21 protein-coding genes are annotated in these 25,433 nt (G+C 66.2%); 9 read left to right on the top strand and 12 right to left on the bottom strand.

Translation table 11 applies throughout. The features are described from left to right. The first annotated feature begins 12 nt into the window (after positions 1–12). Positions 13–2,364 carry a UDP-galactopyranose mutase gene (gene glf / locus O5O43_RS03620; RefSeq protein ID WP_271085558.1) on the top strand — a complete coding sequence of 784 codons (2,352 nt, stop codon included), beginning with the start codon at positions 13–15 and terminating at the stop codon, positions 2,362–2,364. Positions 2,365–2,440: 76 nt separating this feature from the next. Here glf and O5O43_RS03615 read toward each other — a convergent pair whose 3' ends face one another. Both O5O43_RS03615 and O5O43_RS03610 read right to left on the bottom strand, forming a co-directional pair. Next, positions 2,441–2,647 carry a hypothetical protein gene (locus O5O43_RS03615; protein ID WP_271085557.1) on the bottom strand — a complete coding sequence of 69 codons (207 nt, stop codon included), beginning with the start codon at positions 2,645–2,647 and terminating at the stop codon, positions 2,441–2,443. A gap of 270 nt (positions 2,648–2,917) precedes the next feature. Continuing rightward, positions 2,918–3,817 carry a manganese catalase family protein gene (locus O5O43_RS03610; RefSeq protein ID WP_271085556.1) on the bottom strand — a complete coding sequence of 300 codons (900 nt, stop codon included), beginning with the start codon at positions 3,815–3,817 and terminating at the stop codon, positions 2,918–2,920. A gap of 682 nt (positions 3,818–4,499) precedes the next feature. Here O5O43_RS03610 and O5O43_RS03605 point away from each other — a divergent pair. From O5O43_RS03605 to O5O43_RS03585, 5 genes are all read left to right on the top strand, one after another. Then, a complete protein-coding gene (locus O5O43_RS03605) occupies positions 4,500–7,808 on the top strand; it encodes a helicase-related protein (RefSeq protein WP_271085555.1) in 3,309 nt (1,102 codons plus the stop codon). A gap of 203 nt (positions 7,809–8,011) precedes the next feature. Then, positions 8,012–8,200, top strand: coding sequence for a hypothetical protein (locus O5O43_RS03600; RefSeq protein WP_271085554.1), 189 nt, complete (start codon positions 8,012–8,014; stop codon positions 8,198–8,200). 50 nt (positions 8,201–8,250) lie between these two features. Continuing rightward, entirely contained in the window at positions 8,251–8,904 is a 654-nt protein-coding gene (locus O5O43_RS03595) for a Crp/Fnr family transcriptional regulator (protein ID WP_271085553.1), read from the top strand. Positions 8,905–9,247: 343 nt separating this feature from the next. Then, a complete protein-coding gene (locus tag O5O43_RS03590) occupies positions 9,248–9,442 on the top strand; it encodes a hypothetical protein (protein WP_271085552.1) in 195 nt (64 codons plus the stop codon). Next, complete coding sequence (locus tag O5O43_RS03585; RefSeq protein ID WP_271085551.1) at positions 9,439–10,080, top strand: helix-turn-helix domain-containing protein; 642 nt, start codon at positions 9,439–9,441, stop codon at positions 10,078–10,080. Before O5O43_RS03590 ends, O5O43_RS03585 begins: the two co-directional genes overlap by 4 nt. A gap of 20 nt (positions 10,081–10,100) precedes the next feature. Here the strand turns inward: O5O43_RS03585 and O5O43_RS03580 are convergent, their stop codons facing one another. The 3 genes from O5O43_RS03580 to O5O43_RS03570 form a co-directional block, all read right to left on the bottom strand. Beyond that, complete coding sequence (locus O5O43_RS03580) at positions 10,101–10,856, bottom strand: Crp/Fnr family transcriptional regulator (protein ID WP_271085550.1); 756 nt, start codon at positions 10,854–10,856, stop codon at positions 10,101–10,103. 82 nt (positions 10,857–10,938) lie between these two features. After that, positions 10,939–11,694, bottom strand: coding sequence for a Crp/Fnr family transcriptional regulator (locus O5O43_RS03575; protein ID WP_271085549.1), 756 nt, complete (start codon positions 11,692–11,694; stop codon positions 10,939–10,941). A 544-nt stretch (positions 11,695–12,238) separates the two neighbouring features. Next, the gene (locus O5O43_RS03570; RefSeq protein ID WP_271085548.1) at positions 12,239–12,619 is read right to left on the bottom strand and encodes a response regulator; all 381 of its coding nucleotides are present in this window, start codon (positions 12,617–12,619) and stop codon (positions 12,239–12,241) included. Positions 12,620–12,748: 129 nt separating this feature from the next. Here O5O43_RS03570 and O5O43_RS03565 point away from each other — a divergent pair, with 129 nt between their 5' ends. Further along, on the top strand, positions 12,749–13,756 hold the full coding sequence (locus O5O43_RS03565; protein WP_271085547.1) for an HWE histidine kinase domain-containing protein: 1,008 nt from the start codon (positions 12,749–12,751) through the stop codon (positions 13,754–13,756). A 165-nt stretch (positions 13,757–13,921) separates the two neighbouring features. Here the strand turns inward: O5O43_RS03565 and O5O43_RS03560 are convergent, their stop codons facing one another. From O5O43_RS03560 to O5O43_RS03550, 3 genes are all read right to left on the bottom strand, one after another. Continuing rightward, complete coding sequence (locus O5O43_RS03560; protein WP_271085546.1) at positions 13,922–14,626, bottom strand: Crp/Fnr family transcriptional regulator; 705 nt, start codon at positions 14,624–14,626, stop codon at positions 13,922–13,924. After that, positions 14,623–14,853, bottom strand: a complete 231-nt coding sequence (locus tag O5O43_RS03555) for a hypothetical protein (protein WP_271085545.1) — start codon at positions 14,851–14,853, stop codon at positions 14,623–14,625. Before O5O43_RS03555 ends, O5O43_RS03560 begins: the two co-directional genes overlap by 4 nt. A gap of 212 nt (positions 14,854–15,065) precedes the next feature. Further along, entirely contained in the window at positions 15,066–18,362 is a 3,297-nt protein-coding gene (locus O5O43_RS03550; RefSeq protein WP_271085544.1) for an amidohydrolase family protein, read from the bottom strand. A gap of 203 nt (positions 18,363–18,565) precedes the next feature. Between O5O43_RS03550 and O5O43_RS03545 the strand changes: the two genes are divergently transcribed. Both O5O43_RS03545 and O5O43_RS03540 read left to right on the top strand, forming a co-directional pair. Further along, positions 18,566–20,284: a DUF1800 domain-containing protein gene (locus O5O43_RS03545; protein ID WP_271085543.1), complete on the top strand. Its 1,719-nt coding sequence runs from the start codon at positions 18,566–18,568 to the stop codon at positions 20,282–20,284. Continuing rightward, on the top strand, positions 20,281–21,825 hold the full coding sequence (locus O5O43_RS03540) for a DUF1501 domain-containing protein (protein WP_271085542.1): 1,545 nt from the start codon (positions 20,281–20,283) through the stop codon (positions 21,823–21,825). The genes O5O43_RS03545 and O5O43_RS03540 overlap by 4 nt, the downstream gene beginning before the upstream one ends. On the opposite strand, the gene O5O43_RS03535 is transcribed toward O5O43_RS03540, so the two are convergent. Genes O5O43_RS03535 through O5O43_RS03520 form a run of 4 tightly spaced genes read right to left on the bottom strand, consistent with a single transcriptional unit; the run spans position 21,800 to position 25,432 of the window. Then, positions 21,800–22,339 (bottom strand): hypothetical protein, encoded by a 540-nt coding sequence (locus tag O5O43_RS03535; protein ID WP_271085541.1) that lies wholly within the window; start codon positions 22,337–22,339, stop codon positions 21,800–21,802. The two genes, O5O43_RS03540 and O5O43_RS03535, sit on opposite strands and share 26 nt — an antisense overlap. Positions 22,340–22,349: 10 nt before the next feature. Continuing rightward, entirely contained in the window at positions 22,350–23,753 is a 1,404-nt protein-coding gene (locus O5O43_RS03530) for an MBOAT family protein (protein ID WP_271085540.1), read from the bottom strand. Between the two features lie 3 nt (positions 23,754–23,756). Next, positions 23,757–24,557: a GDSL-type esterase/lipase family protein gene (locus O5O43_RS03525; protein WP_271085539.1), complete on the bottom strand. Its 801-nt coding sequence runs from the start codon at positions 24,555–24,557 to the stop codon at positions 23,757–23,759. Further along, positions 24,554–25,432 (bottom strand): DUF459 domain-containing protein, encoded by an 879-nt coding sequence (locus O5O43_RS03520; protein WP_271085538.1) that lies wholly within the window; start codon positions 25,430–25,432, stop codon positions 24,554–24,556. Before O5O43_RS03520 ends, O5O43_RS03525 begins: the two co-directional genes overlap by 4 nt. Between the last annotated feature and the right edge of the window lies 1 nt (position 25,433).

Here is a 25,433-nt window from a genome sequence, read left to right as displayed (position 1 = left end):
GAAGGAACGCCCGTGGCCACGATCCCCGCTGAACCGAAAGCCCTGCCTGCAAAGGTCATCGACCTTGCAGCCGCGAGTCCGCGCGATCCGGTGGTTTGTTTCTCGCACCTGCGTTGGGACTTCGTGTTCCAGCGCCCGCAACACCTGATGACGCGCTTCGCCCAGTCGCGAACGGTGATCTATTTCGAAGAGCCCCTGCCAGACGACGGCCAGCTCTCGTGGGTCCAGACGCGCGCCTGCCCGGTCAGCGGCGTGATCATCGCGACGCCGCGTTTGCCGCATGGTCTGTCCGACGGCGAAAAGGCGGCGTCCCTCAAGTCACTGCTTGATGATCTGCTCTCGGAGCACGCCGTCACAAGTCCTGTGCTCTGGTATTACACACCGATGATGCTGCCGTTCTCCCGGCATCTGGAAGCCGCCGCCGTCATCTACGATTGCATGGACGAGTTGGCGAACTTCCGCTTTGCGCCGCCTGAGCTGCGACCGCTGGAGCAGGAACTGATCGCCACGGCCGATGTGGTCTTCACGGGGGGCTACAGCCTGTACGAGGCCAAGGCGCACCTGCACGCCAACATCCATCCCTTCCCGTCCAGCGTCGATCGCGCCCATTTCGCCAAGGCCCGCCAGATCGCGCCGGACAATGCGCCCACGCTAGGTTTCTACGGCGTGATCGACGAGCGCATGGACCTCGAGCTCATCGCCGCCGTCGCCGATGCGCGGCCGGACTGGACGATCGTCATGGTCGGCCCTGTGGTGAAGATTTCCGAAGACGACCTGCCGCGCCGCGCGAATATCCAGTATCTCGGCGCGCGCTCCTACGATGAGCTGCCCGGAGAGCTCGGTCGCTGGCGCGTCGCCCTGATGCCGTTCGCCATCAATGACTCCACCCAGTTCATCAGCCCGACCAAGACACCGGAATATTTGGCCGGCGGACGACCGGTCGTCTCCACCCCGATCCGCGACGTGGTTCGCCACTACGGCGCGTTGGAGGCGGTGGCCATCGCCCCGGACGCCGATGCCTTCGTCGCCGCCTGCGACGCCGCCTTGGCTCTTGCAGCCGACCCGGGCGGGTCATGGCTGACCGAGGCTGACAAAGCTCTGGCCGATCTGTCCTGGGACCAGACCCATGTCCGCATGAACACCCTGGTCGATCGCGCTGCGACCGCCCGCAAGGCCGCCGCACCCTCGCGCAAGCCGCGCGGCGGCCGCAGGCCCCACTATGACGCTCTGGTCGTCGGCGCAGGGTTCGCCGGCGCGGTGCTGGCGGAGCGGCTGGCGGCCGATGCGGGCCTGACCGTGCTGGTGGTCGATCGTCGCCCCCACATCGGCGGCAACGCCTATGATCGTCTCGACGACGCCGGCGTGCTGATCCACGAGTACGGGCCACACATTTTCCACACCAACTCGGCTGACGTGTTCGCCTATCTCTCGCGCTTCACCCGCTGGCGGCCCTACGAACACCGCGTCCTGGCCGAGGTCGGCGACAAACTGGTGCCGATGCCGATCAACCGCACGACGCTGAACACGCTCTACGATCTGGACCTGCAGACCGACGAGGACGCCGCCGAGTTTCTCGCCGCGCGCGCGGAACCGGTCGAAAAGGTGCGGACCAGCGAGGATGTCGTCGTCTCCGCCGTCGGTCGCGAGCTCTACGAGACCTTCTTCCAGGGCTATACCCGCAAGCAGTGGGGTCTCGATCCGTCGGAGCTCGACAAGTCGGTGACGTCCCGCGTGCCGACCCGGACCAACACCGACGACCGCTACTTCACCGACACCTTCCAAGCGATGCCGCTGGAGGGCTACACCAAGATGTTCGAACGGATGCTCAACCACGAGAACATCCGCGTCGAGACCGGTGTGGACTATCGCGACATCGTCGACGAGGTGACCTTCGACCAGCTGATCTACACCGGCCCGATCGACGAGTTCTTCGACCACTGCCACGGTCCCCTGCCCTACCGCTCGCTGCGCTTTCAGCACGAGACGCTCGATCAGGAACGGTTCCAGTCGGTGGCGACGGTCAACTCGCCCGATGAGGCGACGCCCTACACCCGGGTCACCGAGTACAAGCACCTGACGGGCCAGACGCATCCCAAGACCAGCGTCACCTATGAGTTTCCGACCGCCGAGGGCGACCCCTATTATCCGATCCCCCGGCCGGAAAATCAGGCGCTGTTCAAACAGTACGAAACACTCGCCGCCGGTCGCAGCGACGTCGTGTTCGCCGGACGTCTGGCGACCTACCGCTACTACAACATGGACCAGGTCGTGGGTCAGGCGCTGGCGACCTATCGCAAGATGCCCCGTCCGACCGCTGCTGCATCGCGTGCGACCAAGACCGACACCGCAGCGGGCGCCCTTTGACGGTGGGCGTGGTTTGATCGCCTGCACGATAAGGCCCGCCGGCGAGATCGCCGGCGGGCCTTGCATTTCGTATGCCTTATCGTCCGGCCGCGAGGATCTCATACCGCTCCCGCGCCTTGGCCAGGTCGTAGAGGATCTCCGTCTGCCGGGGCGGGGCGATCACATAGTACATGGTGACTGGGGCGAAGGTGGTCCGCTCGCGCTGCCACAGAGCCACGCCGACAGCGCCCTCCAGCCGCGTCCAGGCGCCCTCTTCGTTGGGATGGTGGGGGACAGCGGCCATCAGTGTTCCTTCGGGAAACGTGTCAGGGTCAAACGCGCCTTGGGCCTATCCGACCCAGCTCAAGGCCATCCCGTGAGAGCACCACGGTCTCGCCAGGCTGGCATCGAGCAAGTCGGAGCCGCAGATGTGTCCGGGCTTGCTCGGCCGTTACGGCGCGCACAGACTCTGTCGAGACGGCGGTCGCACCCCTGAAGATTGTCATTTGGAAAAGCGGCATGGGCGTCGCGGCGGATCGGGACGCGCCGCCTGCGGCTGCGCGTCCCGGAAGTGCTATTCCACCAGGGTCGTGGTCTTGCCGGCGCCGGGGCCCGCGCCGAGGTCCGCTCCCGTGACCGGGTTCGCTTGGGGATCGGACGCCGTCCGCGCCGCGAGGGCCTCGACGGTCTCCAGCTCGTCCGCCGACAGGACGACCTGGGCCGTGCCGTCGCCGCCATCGACCGCCGCCTGCTCGGCGCGGTCGTCGACATATTCCCACTGCTCGCCCTCGTTCCAGGGACCGCGCGCCTCGCCGTCGCCTTGGGACAGGCTGTAGTATTTGTCGGCGAAGTCTGGGTGACCGGGCAGCTTGCCGGCCGGGAAGTTCGGCTGCATCGCATAGAGCGCCTTCTCGAACGACTTCTGGTGCGCGATCTCTCGAGTCATCAGGAAGGTCAGAGCGTCCTTGATGCCCGCGTCGTCGGTGACGTTGATCAACCGCTCGTAGACGATCTTGGCGCGCGATTCCGCCGCGATGTTCGAGCGTAGATCGCAGGCCGGATCGCCGATCGAGTCGATATAGGCCGCCGTCCATGGCACGCCCGCGGAGTTCACCAGAGCCGGTGCGCCGCCGTAGAGGATCGAGGTCGTGTGGCTTTCGCCACCGTCGTTCAGCGACATGTAGAGATCGGCCTCTTCCAGCGCGCCTTCGGCCAGCTCGCCTTTGACGCCCCGATTCAGCATCGAGACGATCGAACCGATCACCTCCAGGTGGCTGAGCTCTTCCGTGGCGATGTCCAGCAGCATGTCCTTGCGGCCCGGATCCTCGTCCGCCAGCGCCTGGGTGAAGTAGCGCATGGCGGCGGCGAGCTCACCCTGCGGCCCCCCGAACTGTTCGAGCATGAGGGTAGCGAGGCCGGGGTTCGGCTCGGCCACCCGGACGGTATACATAAGCTTCTTGTTGTGCATGAACATGATGCGATCCTGACTTCGTCTTGTTGCCCCGACATAAGATCACCCCACCGCCTTCGTTCCGAAGTTATTCAATATATCCCAGACTGTCGTGAAGGTGACTTTGGCAGTCGGCCGTTGATTGTTGTTGTCTACAGGGCGGGGACAATAAGTCGGCAACATGACTTAGAAACTGGCGCTTCAGACGAGCAGCCCAGCACGCTCTCGAGAGCGATTATTGGGAGAGTTGTCATGCGACGTTACGCCGAGCCGGCTCCGTTCACGTCAGGGGCGGCCTCGGCCCCCGCGCCACCGGAGACCGAATAAGGCTGACAAACAGAGCGACGGCCGAGAGGCCAACGGCGCGAACCCCGGCGGCAAACCGGATCCGGCGATATCATCGAAGGCGGTGAAGGCCGTCGGCAGGCGCGAGACGACCCCGGCCGTCCGTGATCGGCGAGACGTTCAAGAAACAGCGCACGGGTTCGCTGATCGAGACAGGCGAGGTGCGCGCATCGCCTGCCTCGATCTCTGTCACCTAGGCGTCATAGGAACCGGCGACGGCAGCCGAAGCTTCTTGGCCAGCATGACAAGTGATCCCGGAGCCGGGAGCATACCCCTACTCGCTGCCCGCGCGGCCGCGTGCCGGTCGGCGCGTCGGCCCGTTCGGCTGCGGGCATCCACCCCTCCGAAGCTGTGAGACAGAATGGCGCGCAAGCCGACCCCGACGATCACTGGAGAGCTGTCTCTCGTTGAAGGCCCGATACCGGCGGACTCGTCACCCCCGCGAAAGGCGCCTCCGGCCGGTATCGCCGCGCGTCTGATCGCCCGCCGCCTCAAGAAGGGCGAGACGGTTCTCTTCGTCGCCGCTAGCGAGCGACGCGCCGACGAGATCGCGGCCGCCCTCGGCGCCCTCCGCGATGTCAACGGTCCGGAGGTGTTGGTCATGCCACCCTGGGACTGTTTGCCCTATGACCGCGCCGCGCCCTCACGCGAGAGCATGGGGCGACGGATGGCCGTTCTGGAAGCCTTGTCGAGGCCGGCGTCCGCCGCCGGCCGATGGGTGATCACTTGCCCCGACGCGGCGATCCAGCGCGTACCTCCCAGGGATGTCGTGGGCGCCGGCTTTGGCGTCTCCGTCGGTCAGGCTCTCGACCGCGCAGCCCTCGACGCCTTTGCGACGACATGGGGCTACGTCACCGATGACCGGATCGACGAGCCTGGTGAGATCGCCATCATGGGCGAAGTCGTCGACGTCTATCCGCCGGCCGCGTCCGGCCCGTTCCGGATCATCCTGGGCGAGGACGATGAGGTCACCTCGATCAAGACGTTCGACGCCGTCACCCAGAGAAGCGGCGAGGAGGTCGCGACCTTGCGTCTCGGGCCGGCGACCGAACGCGCGGCCTCGGAAGGCGACGCTTCCGACGCAACCGGCGCCGAGCATCGGCTGGCCGAACGGTACGAAGCCCTGGCCAGCCTGTTCGACTACCTTCCCGCGGCCGCCATTCTGCAGGACGCCGAGGTTCCGCAGAGAGCCCGCAAACTCACCCGCCAGATCCAGGAGGCGTTCGAGGCCCGCAAGACGTTCGGCGATGTCGACGGCTGGCGCCCATCTCGTCCCGAGGCGCTCTATCTTTCACAGGACGAGTGGACCGGCCGCCTGACCGAAGCGCGGACCGTGGATACGACGGACCTCTCGCCGACGCCGAGGTTTGCGCGTGAGAGCGCGCCGGGCCGCGCACTCAAGACCTTCATCGCAACCGAACGTCAGGCCGGCCGACGGGTGGTTCTCACCGGTCAGCCCCACGAGCAGCGGGTCGTCGCCCGCATGTTGAAACGCGGGGGCGTCGAGCCGGCGCGATCGCTCGCGGCCTGGCGCGACGTGCGAGACGCCGAGACGGGCGATCTTGCGACCTTCACCGCCGACCTCGACGCCGGCTTCACCGACGGGATAGCGGACGTCACGGTGATCACACCCTCCGATGTGACTGGCGGACGGATCGCCCGGAGCACGTCCGCCTCCGCCAATCCGTTTGGCGAGACAGAACTGCGGGTCGGCGACGTCGTCATCCATGAGGAACACGGCCTGGGGGTGCTCCAGGCGCTGGAGTCGATCGAGGCCGACGGCGTGGCGCGCGATGTGCTTCGACTTGAATACCATGGCGGCGCCACCGTCCTGGCGCCGGTCGAGGAGTTCGCCCGCATTTGGCGATACGGATCTGAAGCCGGCGCCGTGACCCTCGATCGCCTGAACACCTCGGGTTGGATCAAGCGACGCGCCGAAGTCAGCGCGCAGATCGACGCCACGGCCGCCGCCATGGTCGAACAGGCGCGGGCCCGCGCCGCCGTCACCACCCCGGCCATAAGTCCTCCCCGCGCCGCCTACGAGCGGTTCGCCGCCGGCTTTCCCTTCCCGGAATCCATCGACCAGGGCGCAGCGATCGACGCTGTCATGGCCGACCTTGGCTCCGGTGCTCCGATGAACCGGCTGGTGTGCGGCGACGTGGGCTTCGGCAAGACCGAGGTGGCCCTGCGCGCTGCGGCGGCCGTCGCGCTGGCGGGCCGTCAGGTGATGATCGTCGCGCCCACAACGGTCCTGGCGCGGCAGCATTTCGAGCTGTTCCAGCGAAGGTTCGCAGAGGCCGGCATCGAGGTTGGTCATCTATCTCGCATCACGGACACGGCTGAGGCCAAGCGGGTCAAGGCCTGTCTGGCCGATGGGTCGCTCTTGGTCGTTGTCGGCACCCAGGCCCTGGCTTCAACCAGCGTGTCCTTCGCAGACCTTGCCCTGGTCGTGATCGACGAGGAGCACCGGTTCGGCGCCAGGATGAAAGCTGACCTGGCCGACCGCGCCCCGCATGTCCTCAGCCTCTCGGCGACGCCCATCCCCCGCACGCTGCAGAGCGCCATGGTCGGGATCCAGGACGTCAGCGTCATCGCCAGCCCGCCCGCGCGGCGGCGACCGATCCGCACTTTCCTGACCGACTTCGATCCCGGCTCCGTCCGGATCGCCCTGATGCGCGAGGCGTCGCGGGGTGGGCAAAGCTTCGTCGTCGCGCCGCGTATCGAGGACCTGGTATCGCTTCAGGTGAAGCTCGCCAAACTCGTCCCCGAGCTGAAGGTGGTCATCGCCCACGGCGAACTGGCGTCCGACGACATGGACGCGGTGATGACCGGCTTCGCGGCCGGCGACGGCGACATCCTGCTGGCCACAAACATCATCGAGAACGGTCTGGACGTGCCCCGCGCCAACACCATGCTGGTCTGGCGACCGGACCGGTTCGGACTGGCCCAGCTCCACCAGCTGCGCGGTCGTGTCGGGCGCGGACGTCGTCAGGGCTACGCCTATCTGCTCAGCGACCCCGACGCCCCGCTCTCGGAGAACACGCTCTCGCGACTGCATACGCTGGAGGCCCTGGACCGCCTCGGCTCCGGCTTCGCCATCAGTGCGCGCGATCTCGATCTTCGCGGTGGCGGAGATCTGGTGGGCGAGGAACAGGCGGGTCACATCCGCCTGATCGGGGCCAGCCTGTATCAGCGCGTTCTAGCGCGGGCGCTGAAGGTGGCGCGCGGCGAGGACGCCGGCGATCCCGTACCTCCGAAGTTCGCCCTGGCGACCGGCGGCAGCCTGCCCTCGGAGTATGTCCCGGACGCCGCCACGCGGATCAATCTGTACGCTCGTCTGGCGCGCCTCGTGACTCTTGAAGACATCGATGCCTTTAGCGAAGAGGTCGAGGATCGGTTCGGTCCTCTTCCAGAGGACGCTGCCACCCTGATGTCGAGCGCCCGGATGACTGCCCTGGCCCTCGCCGCCGGTGTTACGGAAGTCACCTCCGGGCCCAAGGCGACCGCATTCTCGGTCACCCCTGCGGCGGCCAAGGCGCTTGGCGAAGCCGCCGCAGCCTCGCCGGATCGACGCTGGTCTAACGATCGGCTGATCGTCGAAGCCAATGACTCCGAACCCCACGACCAGGCCTTCATCGAAGCGATCCTCGTGGAGCTGGCAGCGGCCTGACGAGGGGTCCTTTGTCACCCTTGCGACTCAGGAACGAGCCGGTCGCCCGGCGGTTGGAAACGGTTGAACAACCGTATCGCATTGCGGGCGACCGCGTCGCGGATCCGGTGAGCGGGGCGGGTCGCTCGCCTTGATCGACCGGGTGACCTGAATGAGGGATTCCGATGCCGCGATACTATTTTCGCCTGAGGGACGGGAGCGTCGTGCCGGATCACGAGGGTGAGGAACTTGCCGACGACGGCCGTGCGCGCCAGACCGCCGTAGAGGTGTTCGCCGAAACGGTTGGGGGTAAGGCCGACCACCTTGGCAAAGGAGGCGACTACGAGGTGATGGTCCTGAGAGAGGATGAAACGCCGCTATTCAGCGTCACTGCTCAAGGCCGACGGCTGTGACAGCGATTTCCGACACGACGGCTCTGGAGAACAACCGGCTGTGGGCGACGATGCGGCCGGACGACCAGGCCGCGCTCCGTCCATCGATGAAACTCCGCCACCTCCCCCTCAGGGATGTGGTCACGGAAGCCGGGCAGCCGGTCGAGATCGTCTACTTCCCTGTGACGGCCGATTTGGCCAACGTCATTCGCTTCAGCGACGGACGCTCGGGTATGGCGACGAACGTCGGGCGCGAGGGCGTCTCCGGCCTTGCCGCCTTCCTCGCCGATGAGCCCTGCGGATGGGACATCCAAGTTCAAATCGAAGGAGCGGCATGGGCGTTGGAAAGCAGGGTCCTGCGCCGTCAGATCAAGGCCAGCCAGCCGCTTCTCCGCCTCCTGCTCGGCCTGACCCATTTCAATCAGATCGAGGCGGCCCAGAACGCCGTGTGCAACACCAGTCACATGATCGTTCCCCGGATCGCGCGCTGGCTCCTGACTCTACAAGACCGGACCGGCGGCGACGCCTTCGCGGTGACACAGGAGGATGTCGCGGTCCTCGTGAGCGCTAGGCGGACGACTGTGAACGCCGCCTGGCAGAGCCTGCGAGATGCAGGCGCCATCCGACACTCCCGCGGCGTGATCACAATCATCGATCGGGACAGGCTGCAGGATCAGGTCTGCGAATGCTACGCGGCGCTTAAGTGGCGAAGCTCCACTGTGTGAGTGGAGCGCTGTTGAGATTCGATCTCGCGGGTTCAACGCTCCGCAGCTTCAATCCACAAGAACGCGCGGGGGAAGCGCCCGTCGCGGATGCGATAATGTGAGTTCTCCATTCACGACCAAGCTCTACTTCCCTCGCATTTCAAGCTTAGCTGGGATGCTTGACCCGCCCGGCGACAAGCTTTGCATTACACAACTCATTCTCACAAGGACAACATATGATAACGACAGCGCTGCTGTAGCTGCTAGTCTTCTTTGATCACGTGCTAAGCTGTCAGGCGCACATCATTGGAAGAAATCGGCGCCGCACGCCGTACACTCCCGCCTGAATGGACCGGGAGGTCGTGTGACCTATTTCTGTTTTATCGAGCTGGCGGGGTCTAGCACGCCGCATATGGAGCCGCTGGACGTGGCGTCTGTTGAGGACGCCAAGGCGCAGGCGCAGCGCCTTCTGAGAGATCACGCCAGCGCGCGCGCGGCGCGCATCTATCTCGACGAGAAGGAAGTCGCCATGCTCGGTCGCGAAGGAGACCGGTCGTGAGCTCCGACGGCGCGCTGCCGATCACCCCGCCATCGCCGAACATCCTCCTCGCGGCGGCGGGCGCCGATCTTTTGCCGGGCAAGACGGTGGTGCTCAGTGCGGGCGATCTCCTGGATCCGTCCGACGGGCTTCTCTGGTTCCCGCTGTGCGCTGTGGTGCGGATGGAATGCCGCGCTTCCGGCCTGCTGGGCGGGTGGGTCGACCGGCGCGGGGTCGTCGGGCTGTTCGAGACGGTCAACGAGGAAGTCAGGCCTGCGACATGGATCATCGAGGTTCCGGGCCGCGCCTTCCTCGTCCAGCGCGCCTTCGTCACCGCGCTGCTCGCGCGTTCCCACGACTTCTCGGGCGCGGTCATGTCCTGGCTCGTCCAGACCGTAGAAGAAACCCGCGACCGCGCCATCGCCAATCTGCAGGATAGCGCCGCGAAACGTGTCCAGTGGCTGCTCTCTCGCCTCGGCGACATGCAGACGGGTCAGTCGCCCCTTCAGATCACTCAAGCCGATATCGCGCGTCTGACCGGCCTGCAGCGCACCACCGTCTGCGCGGTGATGAAGGAGATGAAGCGAGAGAAGCAGATCGCCTATTCCCGCAGCCGGATCACGGTGCGCGAGCCGTCGGCCATGCTCGCCAAGGCCTGACCATTTGCTCTGGCCGGCGCTCACGGAAGGGAAATCCATTCCGGGTCGCGCAGATACTCATGCGCGGTGAGGCCCGCCATCTCGCGCAACTTGTCGATGTCCAGCAACTGGACCGTCCGCGTTTCCCGCAGGATCAGACCCGCCTGCTCGAACTCGCGAATCTTCCGGTTCACGTGGACGGGGCTGAGTCCGACCAGCTCCCCGATCTGATGCTGGGTCAGCGGCAGAGGCATGTGGCCGCCTTCCGTCCGGCCCAACACCGTCAGACGGTCGTAGAGATCGATCAACATCCCGGCGATGCGCGAACCGCCCTCAGTCTGCCCCACCAGCGCCAGCGTGCTCATCAGCGCAAGCCTCTCCTTTTGCGCGCTCAGGAACACCGACACGGCGAAGCGCGGACATCGCGCAACGGCCGTCATGAAGTCGGCGCGCGAGACAGAGCGCACCACGACCGGAGTCAGGGCCGTCAGCGCCTCCGCCGCCCGTGCGACCGGCAGGCTCGGCGCACCGAGAACGTCTCCGGGAAGATGAATTTTGACCGTCTGCTGCTTGCCAGATGTCACCGCAAGCGAGGCTGAGACCCATCCCTCCACCAGCAGGTAAAGGTGGGTGGGCGGGTCTCCGTCATGCCGCAGCACATGCTGTCGAGCCAGGCTTTGCGGCGGCCCGAACAGATTGGCGAGGAACTCACGCGCCTCTGTCGTCAGCTGCAGGAACTCGCCAAAACGCAGCTCCGCTGTAGACGCCGACTCACCGGCCTTAGACCTTCCAACCATGCCTCGGCGTTGGCGGATAACGGTGAAGGTCGCATTATACTATGTTAAGCAGCCCCATCCGCGCCTTGTTCTGGTTCCCGATCTAGATCAGGTCCTCCGCCCGGTGAGAGACATTCGTCGGGTGCTCGGTGCGCGCCATATGAAGGTAGCCGGCCTCGAAGCCGGCGATGCGCTTGAGCCCGGCTGGATTCAGGACGGTCACCACCCCCCGATCGAGCTCGACCAGTCGTTCAGCGCGGAGCAGGCTCAGGCTGCGGTTTGCATGGACCGGAGAGATTCCCGCCGCATCGGCCAGACCGGTCTGGGAAAGCGGCAGGGGGTAGGAATTGTCCGCCGCCATTCCGATCATGCGATAGCGGATCAACAGTTCGTAGAAGAGGTGCGCGAGACGCTCCGGCGCCTCACGTCGCCCCTGATCGACGATGCGATTTCTAAGCACGGCAAGGTCCGTCATGGTTGACCACCACAGGGCCTTGGTCAGGGTCGTGACCTCAGTCAGCAGTTCGGTGATTTCCTGCATGGGGATCAGGGCGCACCGGGTCGGAGCCATGGCGATGATGTCGTGATCCATACGCTCGAGCACGAACACTTCCAGGTCGCAGAGGTCACCCGGGATCATGAAGGCGACGATCTGTCTCAACCCGTCAGGCAGCGACTTCACCCGTGCGGCGAAGCCATCGGTCACAAGATGGATTCGATCCACCCGTTGGCCTTCCGCGAGGATCACGTCACCGGCGTCGAAATGCTTTGCGGGAAACTCGGACAATCGATCGAGACGGCGACGCTCGGCCTCGCTCAAAGCCGTGCACTGCTCCAGCTTCATGGTTAGGGGGGTCATCCGTCGGACCTCCGCATCAACCTAGCGCCCGGGGGACCGGCGCGTCTCGGTTTTGCCGCAGCATCCATACCACATCGACGCTTCCGAATAACCTCACAGCGACAATCCGTCTGGCGGAATGGAAGATTGGCTCAGCTTGCGCATCGACCGCAGGTCATCCCCTCGAGCATGGGTGGGCCATATCCGGTTCTGCGGGACGACGGTCACATAAGCCTCGCTAACATCTGCATCTCGACGAGACTCAGGCCAAGGCTGACAAACGGTCACTATCCGTGGCCTTAACGCATCCAGATGCGCGGGTCCGCGATTCCGCGGGCTAGCCTCTGCGCCAACTCCGTTACGGCAGAGCTCACAATCAGCGGGTCGTAGGTTCGAACAAAAGCATCTGGAGAGCTGAATCCCGATGACGATCAAGAACGGCTGGCGAGCGGCGGGTGACCGCTAGGCGACCACAGCGGAGATCGCGATCGCGATGACCTCGCCCGAGTGAAAGAACCGCGGGAGCCGAGGAAAGCGCGGAGCCGCGGCAGCGTCAGACCGGGTTTCACAAAGGTGTCGGCTTTTTCCCGTCCGGCAGAAGTCGACGCAGCTCGCTGTGGACGATCTCAGCTGAAAAAGGCTTCGGAATGAAGACCGCCTTGCTCGGCAGGCATTCCGGCGTGGGTTTGGCGCGACCGCTGGAGACCACGATCTCGATATGCGGCCAATGCTGAGCGACGCGCCGAGCCAAGGCGAAGCCGTCCGTCGAGCCCGGCATCTCGACATCGGTGCAAAGCACAGTGAAACGATCCGGATCCGCAGAGAGAACCCCAAGGGCCTCGTCGCCGGATCCCGCGTCAACGCACCTGAACCCGGCGGCCTCGAGTATCTGGCACGCGTCCAGCCTGATGATGGCGTCATCGTCGACCGCCAGGGCGTAGGGCATGGTTGAGGTCCGCATCACCCCACAACTCGATCCGTCAGGTCCGGTTCACGACTGACGGTGAACTTTCTTGTAAGCTATCGTCCCCGGCTCATACTGTTGCGCCTGTTCTGCTGTTTGGGTGAGTTTGCGTTGAGCCCCGTCGAGACCCAACCCGTCGCGCCTGTCTGGAACGAGATCCACCTTCGCCTTGCCGTCAAGGCTGCAGGCATCGCCCTGTGGTCCTGGAACGTCGACACGGATCGGCTGACCATGGACGACATCGGTTACCGTCTGTGGGGTCTCGAAACAGAGGACGAGGTTTCATTCGAGGATCTGTCGGAACGGATCCACCCCGCTGACAGGGACCGGGTGCGCACCGCCTTCACCGCGACGCGCGGGATCGTCGGTCCCTACGAAATCGACTTCCGGATCATGATTTCCGACGACATCCACTGGGTTTCGGCGAGAGGTCGAGGCGACGACGAAGGCATCGTCGGCCGCGTCATGTTCGGCGTCTTCCTCGACGTCACAGGCCGCAAGCGGGCCGAGGAGGCTCATGAGCTTCTTGCCGGAGAAATGAGCCATCGGGTCAAGAACCTGATCGCCATCGCGGGCGCGCTCGCGTCCATGACCTCGAAGTCCACGGCGTCCACCGAGGACATGGCCCGCGAGTTGACCCAGCGTCTCGCAGCGCTCGGACGGGCCCACGATCTTGTCCGCCCGAGAGCCGGCGAGCCCCAGACCAGCGCCCTCCTCGGCGATCTGCTTTCGGTTCTGCTGACACCGTACGACGCGACCGGCGCATTCCAGGGACGGGTCCGCGTCGCCGTTCCACGCCTGACCATCGGCGAAACGGCGGCGACAAACCTCGCTCTCGTCCTGCACGAACTGGCCACCAACTCGGTCAAATACGGCGCCCTGTCATCCGACACCGGGCTGCTCGATGTCTCGAGCCAGCTCCAGGACGAGGTTGTGGAGATCGTCTGGATTGAGCGCGGGGGTCCGCCTGTTTGCAGGCCGAGCCCGACCCGCGGGTTCGGCAGCGGACTCCTGGATCGCATTCTCAAACATCAGTTTTCAGGCGCTGCGGAATACGACTGGGACGTCGAGGGGCTGACCGTGACCTTGCGGATTCCTCGCGATCGCCTCTCTGTCTAGCCCACGCAGGCTCTCTCTCGAGCCGGCGGTCGTGGGCCAGCCCTTGATGACGCATGCCAAAATCCGACCGCTTGTCGCCGATGGGCTCGGCAGCGCATCGCTGAAGCATTTGAAACGCCCGGCGGAGCGAGGGGGGGCCGGATCTGAGCGCACGATCGCGGCGTCTTAGTCCATGGGCGCAGTTCGCTGTCGCAGCGCGGCGTAGCATTCGCAGGACGCATGCCCGAGAATGTCTCGGCTGACGATCTTCACGACGCCGCGTCGACTCTTGATTCCGCCAAGCTTGCTGAGCTCCTGCCAGGAGGCATTCACCGTGGTGCGCCGCACGCTCATCGTCGTGGCCAGATCGTCCTGGGTCAGGTGGAACTCGTCTCGCCCCGTCCGATCCTGGATGGTCAATAGCCAGCGCGCCAGTCGCGGCGTCACCGTGTGCACGGCGTTGCAGACCGCGTTCTGAGCCGCCTCGATCTGGTTGTTGTGGGTCAGACGCATCAGCAGCCGCAGCAGGGGAGGACTGTCCATGACGCGGGCCTTCAGAGCGCTGGCCGGCAGAGCCCAGGCGTCGCCCGCGATCTGGACCTCCACGTCCCAGCCGCACGGTTCGTCGGCGAGAAAGGCGGCCAGGCCCGTCACGCCCTCGCGCCCGACATTGGTGGCCATGCCCGATCGCCCGTCCTCGAAACTGATGACGTTGGCCACGTCCGCCGACACGGGCAGATAGACGACCTTCACCTCTTCTCCCGTCTGCGTGACGACGTCGCCCTGGGGCAGGTGCCTCAAGGTCATGAACGGGCGCAACGCCGCCTTGTCGTCGGCCGACATCTGCGCCCACAGCCGATTCCCGTCGGGATCCCTGTCCGAAACGCTCATACGAAGCGACGTCCCTGGGCGGTGATGCTGTAGATCTGACGGTCGTCCGCGTCGGTGACCATGACTTCGTACTCCCCGCCGTCCATCAAATCCGTTTGTTTCGACGGGATAGTCTCGGCGAACACGTCCAGGGCCGCCGCGCAGGCCGCACCGTTATCCGGCAGTTCCTCGCCATCTTCGTCCCGCAGCACGTCGCCGTTGCTGAGGCGGAAGAAATAGCGAGGCATCAAGGGCTCCGTCGGCGACGTTCGATCCCGAAGATAAGTCCGGGCGTGGCCAACGGTTCCGCTTGTCAGACCGGCGCCCGGCGGCCGCGATGACGGTGTTCGCCGGCGCCTCCGGCTGGGCAGGACGATCCGCTGACCGTCCTCGGCCGACGCGGTCGCGGCGTTCGGAACGGGCGTCAAATGACGTGATTGTTCATATCTCATTCGCTGCCTCAGTCGCCCCCGTGCCCGTGCCCTTCGGCGTCGGTCGCCCCGACCGCGAAGCCCTGGTCGCTCTCGTTCTCGAACCAGAACGGCTTCCGGGCCCGCTCGCGCAGCCCGACCTCGTTCATGCGAGTGTCGTAGAGGCGTCCATTGGCCAGGGTGTAGCGGATCGACGTCGTGTTGCGGATGCTCTCCAGGGGATTGGCGTCGAGCACCACGAGATCGGCGAGCTTCCCGACCTCCAGCGAGCCCACGTCGCGATCCATTCCTAGGGCGCGCGCGCCGTTCAGGGTCGCGGCGCGCAAAGCCTCCATCGGGGTGAAGCCGCCCTGTTGCAGCATCCACATTTCCCAGTGCGCGCCCAGCCCCTCGCGCTGGCCGTGGGCGCCGATCTCGACGACGACGCCGAGGTCGTTCAGCGCCTTGGCCTGTTCGGCGATCTGAATGTGGTTCCACTCGTTGGCCGGCTGGGTCACCGGGCGTCGCGCGCGGGCGTCCAGCAGACGACGCGGCACATATTGGGTCAGGATCGGATGGTTCCAGACCTCGCTCTCCTGGTACCAGTAATTCTCGCCCGACGACCCCCCATAGGCCACGACCAGAGTCGGGTTGTAGGCGGTCTGCGACTGACGCCAGAGGTCGCGGACGTCGTCGTACAGGTGGGCCACCGGGATCGAATGTTCGATCGTCGTATGACCGTCCACGATCATCGTCATGTTGTGCTGGTAGAGGGACCCGCCCTCGGGCACGACGTTCATGTGCAGCTGGCGCGCCGCCTCGATGATCTGCTGGCGCTGGTCGCGGCGCGGCTGGTTGTAGCTCTTGACGCTCCAGGCGCCGACCGCCTGCTGGCGGCGCAGGGCCGACAGGGCGTCGTCCAGATCGTTGACCACCGCCGTGAACGGCGTGTTGGCGCCATACAGGATGGTTCCCGTCGAGAAGATGCGCGGCGCCACGACCCGACCGGCGCGGGCCAGTTCGGAGTGAGCGAAGATCTCCGACGTGTCGTTCGACGGATCGTGGATCGTGGTCACGCCGAACGCCAGGGCCGCGTAGTCGACCCAACTCTGTTGAGGGATGATCTCGTCCGACCCCATGGAGCCGTGCCAGTGGGCGTCGACGATGCCGGGGATGATGGTCTTGCCGGCCACGTCCACGACGACGGCGCCGGCCGGGACCGTCACCTCGCTACGCGGACCGATGGCCTCGATGCGGTTGCCGTTGGTGACGATGATCCCGTCCTCGATGACGCGGTCGCCGTTCATGGTGACGATGCGCGCGCCGGTCAGGGCCAGACGACCCTCGGGACGATCGGCGGCCTGAGTGAAGCCGAGGTTGATCCCCGTCTCCGGCGGCTTGGGCAGGTCGTCCGGCGCGCCCTCGACGAAGGCGAAGCCCTGGTTCAGCGGGCGGCTGAACAGCTGCGGCCCCAGCGACCAGCTCAGGCTGGAGCTGTCGCCCGACCAGGTCAGCCAGTCCCCGGCGTCGCGGGTGAAGCGCGTCTGCGGCAAGGCCTTGCCGTCCGCCGACAGGGTCACCGGCCGCCCCGTGCGCGTAAACGGCGCGACATAGGCGTTGAACCGCTCGGTCCAGGCGATCCAGTGCTCGTCCGGCGACAAAACGAAGTCCGCCGCCCATTCGCTGAGCAGGTGGGTGCGTTCGTCATGGCCGTTCAGGTCCGACGACTTCAGCGCCGCCTTCCCGTCCTCGCGGCCGGTGAAATAGATGCGGTCGTTCGAGGCGCCGAACTGGGGCGTCGTTCCGTCGTCGGTGACGAAGGTCGCCTCCCCGCCCGCCGCCGGGATGCGATAGATGCCCGGCTCGCGGCTCCACAGGCCCGAGGTCAGGGTTCCGTCGGCGACCGTGCGATAGACAATGGTCCGGCCGTCCGGAGAGAAGCTCGGCTCGATATAGTGCCCGGGGTTGCGGGTCACGACCCGCCCCTCGCCGCCGCCGGCCGGGATGACCCGCACGGTCCCCAGGTCCTGGTCGTCCCAGGTGGTGTAGACGATCGATCGGCCGTCCCGCGACCAGTTGGGATAGAGCTCGAAATGATCGGTCTGGCGCGTCAGGCGACGTGGCGTCCCATCGGGCAGATCCTTGATCCACAGATTGCCCAGCGCCTCATAGACGACGCGCGAACCGTCCGGCGAGGTCCGGGCCCAGCGCACCATCTTCACGTCGAAGGTGTCGGGCGCGACGTCGACCGGGAACCGCACGGCCTCGGTCACGCGGCGGGTGTCGGCGACGTGAAACGGGATATTCGTGACCTCGCGCGAGGTCACGTCGATGCGGTTGATGTGCCCGCCGGCCCAGAAGACGATCGAGCGGTTGTCCGGCGTCCAGCTCATGGCTGGATAGACGCCGTGGATCGCCCAGGTCTCCTGCATGTCGCGGTCGAGACCGGAATAGATCGCCGTCTCGCGCCCGCTCTCGATGTCCATCACGAACAGGGTCGACTGGTAGCGAACGCGCCGGATGAAGGCCAGGGACTTGCCGTCCGGCGAGGGTGTCGGCCGGATCGATCCGCCCGGCCCGCCCAGGAACTCCTCGACCTCGCCCGTCTCGCGATCCAGCCGCTGGATGACGTAGATCTCGCCGTTGACGTCCTTGGAATACTGGAAGGTGTCGCCCGGCGTGTTGTCGTCGGAGAAATACAGATAGCGGCCGTCCGGCGAGAAGGCGGGCTCGCCCGAATCCTTCTGCGGCGTCCGGCGCGTGGTCAGTTGCACGCCGCCTCCGCCGCTGCGGTGATACATCCACATCTCGCCGGCCCCCAGCGACCGGGACGAGGTGAAGTGTTTGCGACCTACGATGAACTCGCCGTCCGGCGACCAGTCGGGCGAGTTCAAGAGGCGGAAGCTCTCGTCCGACACCTGCGTCGGGTTCGAGCCGTCGCGGTCCATGACCCAGATGTTGTCGCCGCCGTCGCGGTCGGAGGTGAAAGCGATCTTCGTCCCGTCCGGCGAGTATTTCGGCTGCATGTCCCAGGCGACCCCAGAAGCAATGGCCCGCGCCTGCCCGCCGCCGCTCGGCATGACATAGATGTCGCCCAGCAGGTCGAAGACGATCTCGCGTCCGTCCGGACTGACGTCCAGCGCCATCCAGGTGCCTTCGGTGACGTCGATCGCCGCCTCGGTCGACGGACCCGGCGGGTTCTGCACGTCCCACTTCGGCGCCTCGTCGGCCTCGGTCGGGGCGGCGGCGGCGGTGACGGCGGGCGCGGGCGGCGCGGCCGTCTGGGCCCACCCTGTGTTCGCCGCGGACAAGCCCACGACGGCGCTCAACACGACACGGATCAACATTCGACATCCCCCAACACTCGGCGCCCACATGTGTAGGCAGGTGGCCGCGCTTTGGCGAGAGCCGCCCCTCACAGCCAAGCCGCGCACGAACTCGTGAAGTCACTCCGAGGGAACAATTCACCGTGTCGGTGTAAACCTCTCAGCAAGCAGCGTTTCACCAAAGTATAGTGAAGCTGGTCGGGGGACCTGGCGTGAACGAGATCATGATAAAGAAACTGCGGTTTCTTGCCCTGTCCGTCGCGCTTGCGGTCGGCCTGTCGTCGTGCGGTGACGGACAGGTCTTCGCCGGGCTGGGTGGATCGCACGAGGGCACGACCCCGCTCGACACGACGCCCGCTAATGCGCAGACAGCGGCGCGCTTCCTGACCCAGGCCACCTTCGGGCCCACAGACGCCGACATTAAGACTGTGCTGGCCATCGGCTATGAGGCCTATCTGGATCGACAGCTCAGCGCCGTCTCCGCCTCGCATCTGGCCTACATGGACAATCGTTTGGCCCAGATGAAGCTGACCAATCCGTCGGCGACCGTCGGCGCCAACCAGTTCTACGAAAGCTACTGGCTCTACGCGGCGACGGGTCAGGCGCAGCTGCGTGAGCGGATGAAGCTGGCTCTGTCGGAGATCTTCGTCATTTCCCTGCTGGACAGCGCCATCGATGCGCGAGGCGCGGCCTCCTACTACGACATGCTGGGCGACAACGCCTTCGGCAACTACCGCAACCTTCTCGAACAGGTCTCCCTGCATCCCCAGATGGGCCGCTATCTGACCCACCTGGGCAACCAGAAGGAAGACACGGCCTCGGGGCGCAAGCCCGACGAAAACTTCGCCCGCGAAGTGCTGCAGCTGATGTCGATCGGCACCTATATGCTGAACGACGACGGCACGATCCGGCGCGACGGCTCAGGCCAGCCCCTGCCCAGCTACACCGCCTCCGACATCTCGAACCTGGCCAAGGTTTTCACCGGCTACAGCTGGTACAGTCCGACGCCGACCAACACCACCTTCGCCGGCGGTAACCGCAACGTCGACGCCGCCGTCCGGCCGATGATATACTACGCGAATTACCATTCGATCAGCGAGAAGACCTTCCTCGGCGTAACCCTTCCGGCCGGCGCCGCCAACGGTCCGAACGATCTGAAGACCGCCCTGGATACGATCTTCAACCATCCCAATGTGCCGCCGTTCATGTGCCAGCGGCTGATCCAGCGGCTTGTCACATCTAACCCGACGCCGGGCTACATCAGCCGCTGCTCGGCCGCCTTCATCAACAACGGCGCGGGCGTGCGCGGCGACCTTAAGGCCGTGGTCAAGGCCATCCTGCTAGATCCGGAGGCGCGCAACTCGGCCCTCGCCGCCACTCCGACCTACGGCAAATTGCGCGAGCCCCTGATCCGGGTGACGAACTGGATGCGGGCCTTCGGCGCCGCCTCGATCAGCGGCAATTATCTGATCACCTCGACCAGTGCGAACACCTCCCTGGGCCAGTCGCCGCTCAGCTCGCCGTCGGTGTTCAACTTCTACCGCCCCGGCTACGTCCCGCCCAATACGCGCCTGGGCGACCAGAACCTGACCGCGCCGGAGTTCCAGATCGTCGACGAGGTCACGGTCGCCGGCTATGCCAACACCATGCAGACGGTCATCGGTTCGGGCATCGGCTCGGGGTCCGACGTGCGCTCGGCCTATGTGAACGAGGTCGCCATCGCCGACGATGCCAATGCTCTGGTAGACCGCATGAATCTCCTGCTTCTCTCGGGCCAGATGAGCGACGCGCTCCGCGTCCGCATCATCGACAGCCTGAACGGCGTGGTGATCCCGAAGCCCACCGCGACGAACCAGGCGACCATCGCCACGGCCAAACTCAACCGCGCGAAGCTCGCCATCTACATGACGATGGTCTCGCCCGAATATCTGGTGCAGCGATGAGCCACGGAACCCACACTCGCCGCCAGCTGCTGCGGATCGGCGGCGGCTTGTCGATGCTCGGCGCGGCCGCGCCCTTCGCCGCCCAGCTCGCCGCCGCCGGTTCGGCCGTGGGACAGAGCGCGCCGGACTACAAGGCTCTGGTCTGCGTCTTCATGCTGGGCGGCAATGACGCCAACAACATGGTGCTGGCGACCGACACCGACAGCTGGAACCGCTACTTCACCGCCCGCAACACCGGGGCCGACCCCATCGCCCTGATGCCCGCCGGGATGGCGCCGACGCCCATCGGCGCGACCAACACCCTGACCGGCCGCGTCTCGGCCGCCGCCCGCCCCGAGGCCTGGGGCGGCGTCCTGCCCATCGTTCCGCGCACCATACAGACCATTCCCACCGGCTCCGGCACCCGCACCTTCGGCCTGCACCCGCACATGGGACCGGCCAAGACCCTGTTCGACGCTGGTCGCCTGGCCGTGGTCGCCAACATCGGCACTCTGGTCCGCCCGGTGACCCGCGCCCAGTACGAGGCCCGCAGCGTCGCCCTGCCGACCAATCTGTTCTCGCACAACGACCAGCAGTCGACCTGGCAGGCGGGCCGCACCGAGGGCGCCCAGACCGGCTGGGGCGGCGCGTTCGGCGATCTTCTGACTGGGATGAACGGGACCAGCGCCCTGTTCACCGCCGTCTCCACCTCGGGCAACGCCGTCTTCCTGTCCGGCAAGGACGTCGTCCAGTACCAGATGAGCACGGGCGCCCAGCCCGCCGTCGTCATCAACGGCCAGGCCGGGACCAGCCTGTTCGGCTCCGCCACCGCCCCCGGCCGCGTGCGCGAGATCGTGCGCGACACCTCCGCCGCCAGCCTGTTCGCCTCCGACTATGCGACCACCACTAGCCGCTCGATCGGCGCGGCGACCAGTTTGAACGCCGCCTTCGCCTCTCCCGGCGTGACAGGCGTCCTGGCCGCGCCCGCCTATCGCAACCCGATCACCGGAGCGACCGAGACCAACTCCCTGGCCGTCCAGCTGCAGACTGTCGCCAGGATGATCGCCTCCGCCCCGACCCTGGGCGTCAAGCGTCAGGTCTTCTTCGTCGCCATCGGCGGCTACGATAGCCACGACGTCCAGAACGTCGCCCAGCCCAACAACCTTTCGAAGGTCGCGACCGCCCTGGCCTATTTCGACGAGGCCTTGGCCAACCTCGGCGGGGTGAACATGCGCGAGGCTGTGACCACCTTCACGGCCTCGGACTTCTCGCGCACCTTCACCACCAACGGCGACGGCACCGACCACGCCTGGGGCGGCCACCATCTGGTGATGGGCGGAGCGGTGAAGGGCGGCGACATCTACGGCCAGTTCCCGACCATCGGCATGGACCAGACGGGCTTCAAGAACCCGGACATGACCTCGTCCTACTTCATTCCGACGACCTCCGTGGATCAGTACGCCGCCACAATGGGCCGTTGGCTGGGGGTGTCGGAAACCAACCTCGACCTCATCTTCCCCAACCTGAAGAACATGGTCAGCCGGGGTCTGGGCTTCCTATAGCCTCGCCCGGCCAGTCCGCGTCGCGCGCGGCTTCGTAGCCGTCCCGCACGGTCTGACGAGGCTGGTCCGCGCCCAGCTGCGCCATCTGTTCGGACCAGACGTCGGCCAGACGGCGCACGGTCGTGGTCACCCAGCCCGGCGCCTGCTGCCGCGACCAGTTCTGGATCGAGGCGGCGTTGAAGATCAGCAGGAAGACCGTCGCCACCACGATGATCCGGCTGGTCCAGCGGCGGTCGCGCGCGGCCACGCCCTCCTCATCCGGCGGCTCTCCGGGCGGGAAGGCGAACCGGCCCAGAGCCAGCAGCGGATTCACGGACTCCGGCGAAGCCGTAGGGAGGTCGTGCGCGTCCGCCGCCTCGATCCAGTCGCTGGGCGGATCCTGGGTCACGTCCTCGACCGGGTCGTCCAGCCAGGGCTCGGCCGCCTCTCCCTCCAGCGGCGGGAAGGGATTGGTCGGGATCGCCGTCGGGAAGGGCGCCAGCGGGATGTCCGGTTCGTCGGGGTGGTCGCTCATCTCGCCCCGCTTAGAACTGGAAATAGATGAAGGGGGCGACGCCGTCCGGACGCACGGCCTCGACCAGCAGGATGGCCGCCCCGATCAGCAGCCCCATCGTCAGCGACGGCGCCGGCTTCATCCAGGTCGCGATCCCCTCGACGGCGCGCGGCGGCAGCCAGTGCATGGCCAGCCCGCCGACGATCAGGGCCAGCAGGAAGGGCGTCACGAGCGTCGCAGGCTCGAACCGCCCCAGACCAATCAGCACCTCCATCGCCATCGGGAAGGTCTCGGCCCGGAACAGGATCCAGCCCAGGCAGACGATATGGAAGGTGACGAGCGTCGTGATCCAGACCGGCAAACCCCGTTCAGTTCCCATGATCGATCTACCGATCCGCTCCACAACCTGCACCCCGCCATGCAGCGCGCCCCAGGCGACGAAGGTCCAGGCCGCCCCATGCCACAGCCCGCCCAGCAGCATGGTGATGAAGACGTTCAGGCACGACCGGACCAGCCCCTTCTTGCCGCCGCCCAGCGGCACATAGAGGTAGTCCCGCAGCCAACTCGACAGGCTGATATGCCAGCGCCGCCAGAAGTCCTGCATCGAACTGGCGCGATAAGGCTGGTCGAAATTCCGCGGGAACGAATAGCCGAGCAAGGCCGCGATCCCGATCGCCATGTCCGAATAGGCCGAGAAGTCGCAATAGATCTGGACCGCATAGCCATAGACCGCCGCCAGAAGATCCAGCGTCCCGTACGACGACGGATCGAAGAAGACCGGATCGACCAGCCCCACCGACAGCTCCGACGCGATCACCGTCTTCTTGAACAGCCCCCAGCAGATCAGCAGCAGGCCGTGCGTCGCCATCTCCCGCGTCAGGCGCGGCGCCCGGTCGAACTGCGGCAACAGGTCCGAGGCCCGCACGATGGGCCCTGCCACCAGATGCGGGAAGAAGCTCATCAGCAGCATGACGTCCAGCAGCGACCTCGCGACCGGCGTCTTGCCGCGATGAACGTCGACGACGTACGAAATGCCCTGGAAGGTGAAGAAGGAAATCCCCACCGGGAGTACGATCTGGAGCAGCGGCAGGTCGCGCTCCCACCCGAACCGGGTCAGCAAGTCCCCCGCCTGTTCGACGAAGAAGCCGTAGTATTTGAAGAAGCCCAGGATCAGCAGGTTGCAGGCGACGCCGAGCCCCACCAGCCACTTGCGCTTGGCCTGCTCATCCGAGCGGTTGATCAGGACCGCCACACCCCAGTTCAGCACGGCCGAGGCGATCAGCAGACCGACGAACCGCCAGTCCCACTGGGCGTAGAAGAACCAGCTGGCCAGCAAGAGGAACAGCTTGCGCCGCCCGTTCTCTCGATCCAGCGACCAGGCGGTGAAATAGACGAACAGGAAGAACACGCCGAACGCCAGCGTCGGGAACAACACCTGTCAGTCCCTGCGTCGGTCGTAGGCAGCGATCAGGTCTGCGGCCAGCAGCGACCCGATCCAGTCGCCGCCCGCGAAGGTGAAATGCACATGGTCGCCGCGCATCAGGGGCTGATCCCCCTGCGTCAGGGCGAAGGCCGAACAGTCTCCCCCCATGCGACCCTTCCAGTCCCAGAACGCGACGCCATTCTCGGCCGCGACCCGGTGCTGCACATCCCGCACCACGCCCAGCATGTCGGGCGCCTTCCAGCGATGATCGGCGTCGCCCGGGCAGCGCCCGCCCCCGTCGCCCCGCATCGCCTCGGGTGCGCCGAGAATCAGGATGGAGGCCGTGGGCGCCGTCGCTCGGACCCGAGCGATCTGATCTCGCAGCATCGCTTCGTAAGCGCGAGGGGTCACGCGGTCGTCGAACCCCTCGTTGGTGCCATAGGCGATCACGACCAGGTCCGGGCTTTCCTCCCCTGGATCGAACAACGGCTGGCGTTCAGCCAGATCGTTGAGCGTCGCGCCGACAACGCCATGCAGATGCAGATTTATCGAAAGCCCCTGGAAGCGCGCCTGCAATCGCCAAAGAAGGGAACGAGCGATGTCACCCCCCGCCGTGTGGCTGTCGCCGAACTGCACGATCTCGACCGGGCCGCGTCGATGCAAGGCGCCGAAGAAGGCTTGCAGACCGTTCGGCTGGCATAGGCCCCCCGGACAGGTCGCGCTCACCGGCGACGGCAGGGCGACGTAGGGCCGTTCCTGCGCAGCGGCCGAGCCCGCCAGCGCGAATCCGACGACGAGGGCCAGCGCCCGGATCACGCCGCCGGGTCTGCGACCGGAGCCGTCAGCCCCGCGTCCCGCTTCAGCCGCGCCGCCACCGGTTCGGTGATCCGCAGATAGCCGGCCGTCGACATGTGAATCCCGTCATTGGCCCGCATCAGCCTGCGCCGTCCCGTACCCGTCTCCGGCAGGTAGGCGTCGTATTCGCCCTCGGCGTTCCGCGTGATCGTCTCGGTCTCGAGATAGGGCACGCCGAGGGCCGCCATCCGCGCCGACACGACCTCGTTGATCAGGGTCATCTTGGCGTCGAAGCTCGCCCGCTTCATCGTCGGCAGCCCGACCCAGTAGACGGCGATGTTCTGGTCCCGCAGCAGGGCCACCAGGTCGTCGACCCGCTTGGCGTAGGCGGCCTTCCAGCCTTCGGTGCCGAAGTCGTGGATCTCGCCGTCGAGGCTGATGCCCTGGGCGTCGTTGGTGCCGAACAGGATCACCGCCGCATCCACCGGCTGTTCGGCGATCTGGCGCGCCGTCTTGGCCTGGATATCGACGTAGTCGTAGCGGCTCAGGCCGGTGGAGACCTCGCTGAACTTGGTCACCGTCACGCCCGGATGGCCGCGCATCTCGCGATAGAGGCCGGTCCACAGGCCGTCGGCCATGGAGTCCCCAAACACTCCGATCCTCAGCTGTCCCCGCGCGGCCCGCTCGGCCAGCGGGGTCAGCGTGGGGGCGACCGGCGCTGCGGCGACAGGAACGGCGGCGGGCGCGATCGGCTCAGGCGACGCCGCGGCGCTGGCCACACCACCCAGCATCAGGGTCGGATGACGCAGCCAGCCGCGACCGTCCGGCGTCAGCGCGAGCCCGATCACGACCCCGACGACCAGAGCCGCCGTTACTGCATTGATACCCGCGCGCAAA

The sequence above is a fragment of the Brevundimonas sp. NIBR11 genome, from assembly GCF_027912535.1.
GTDB lineage: Bacteria > Pseudomonadota > Alphaproteobacteria > Caulobacterales > Caulobacteraceae > Brevundimonas.
Note: the sequence above shows the minus strand (reverse complement) of the source record. Positions and strands in the feature narration are given on the sequence as shown.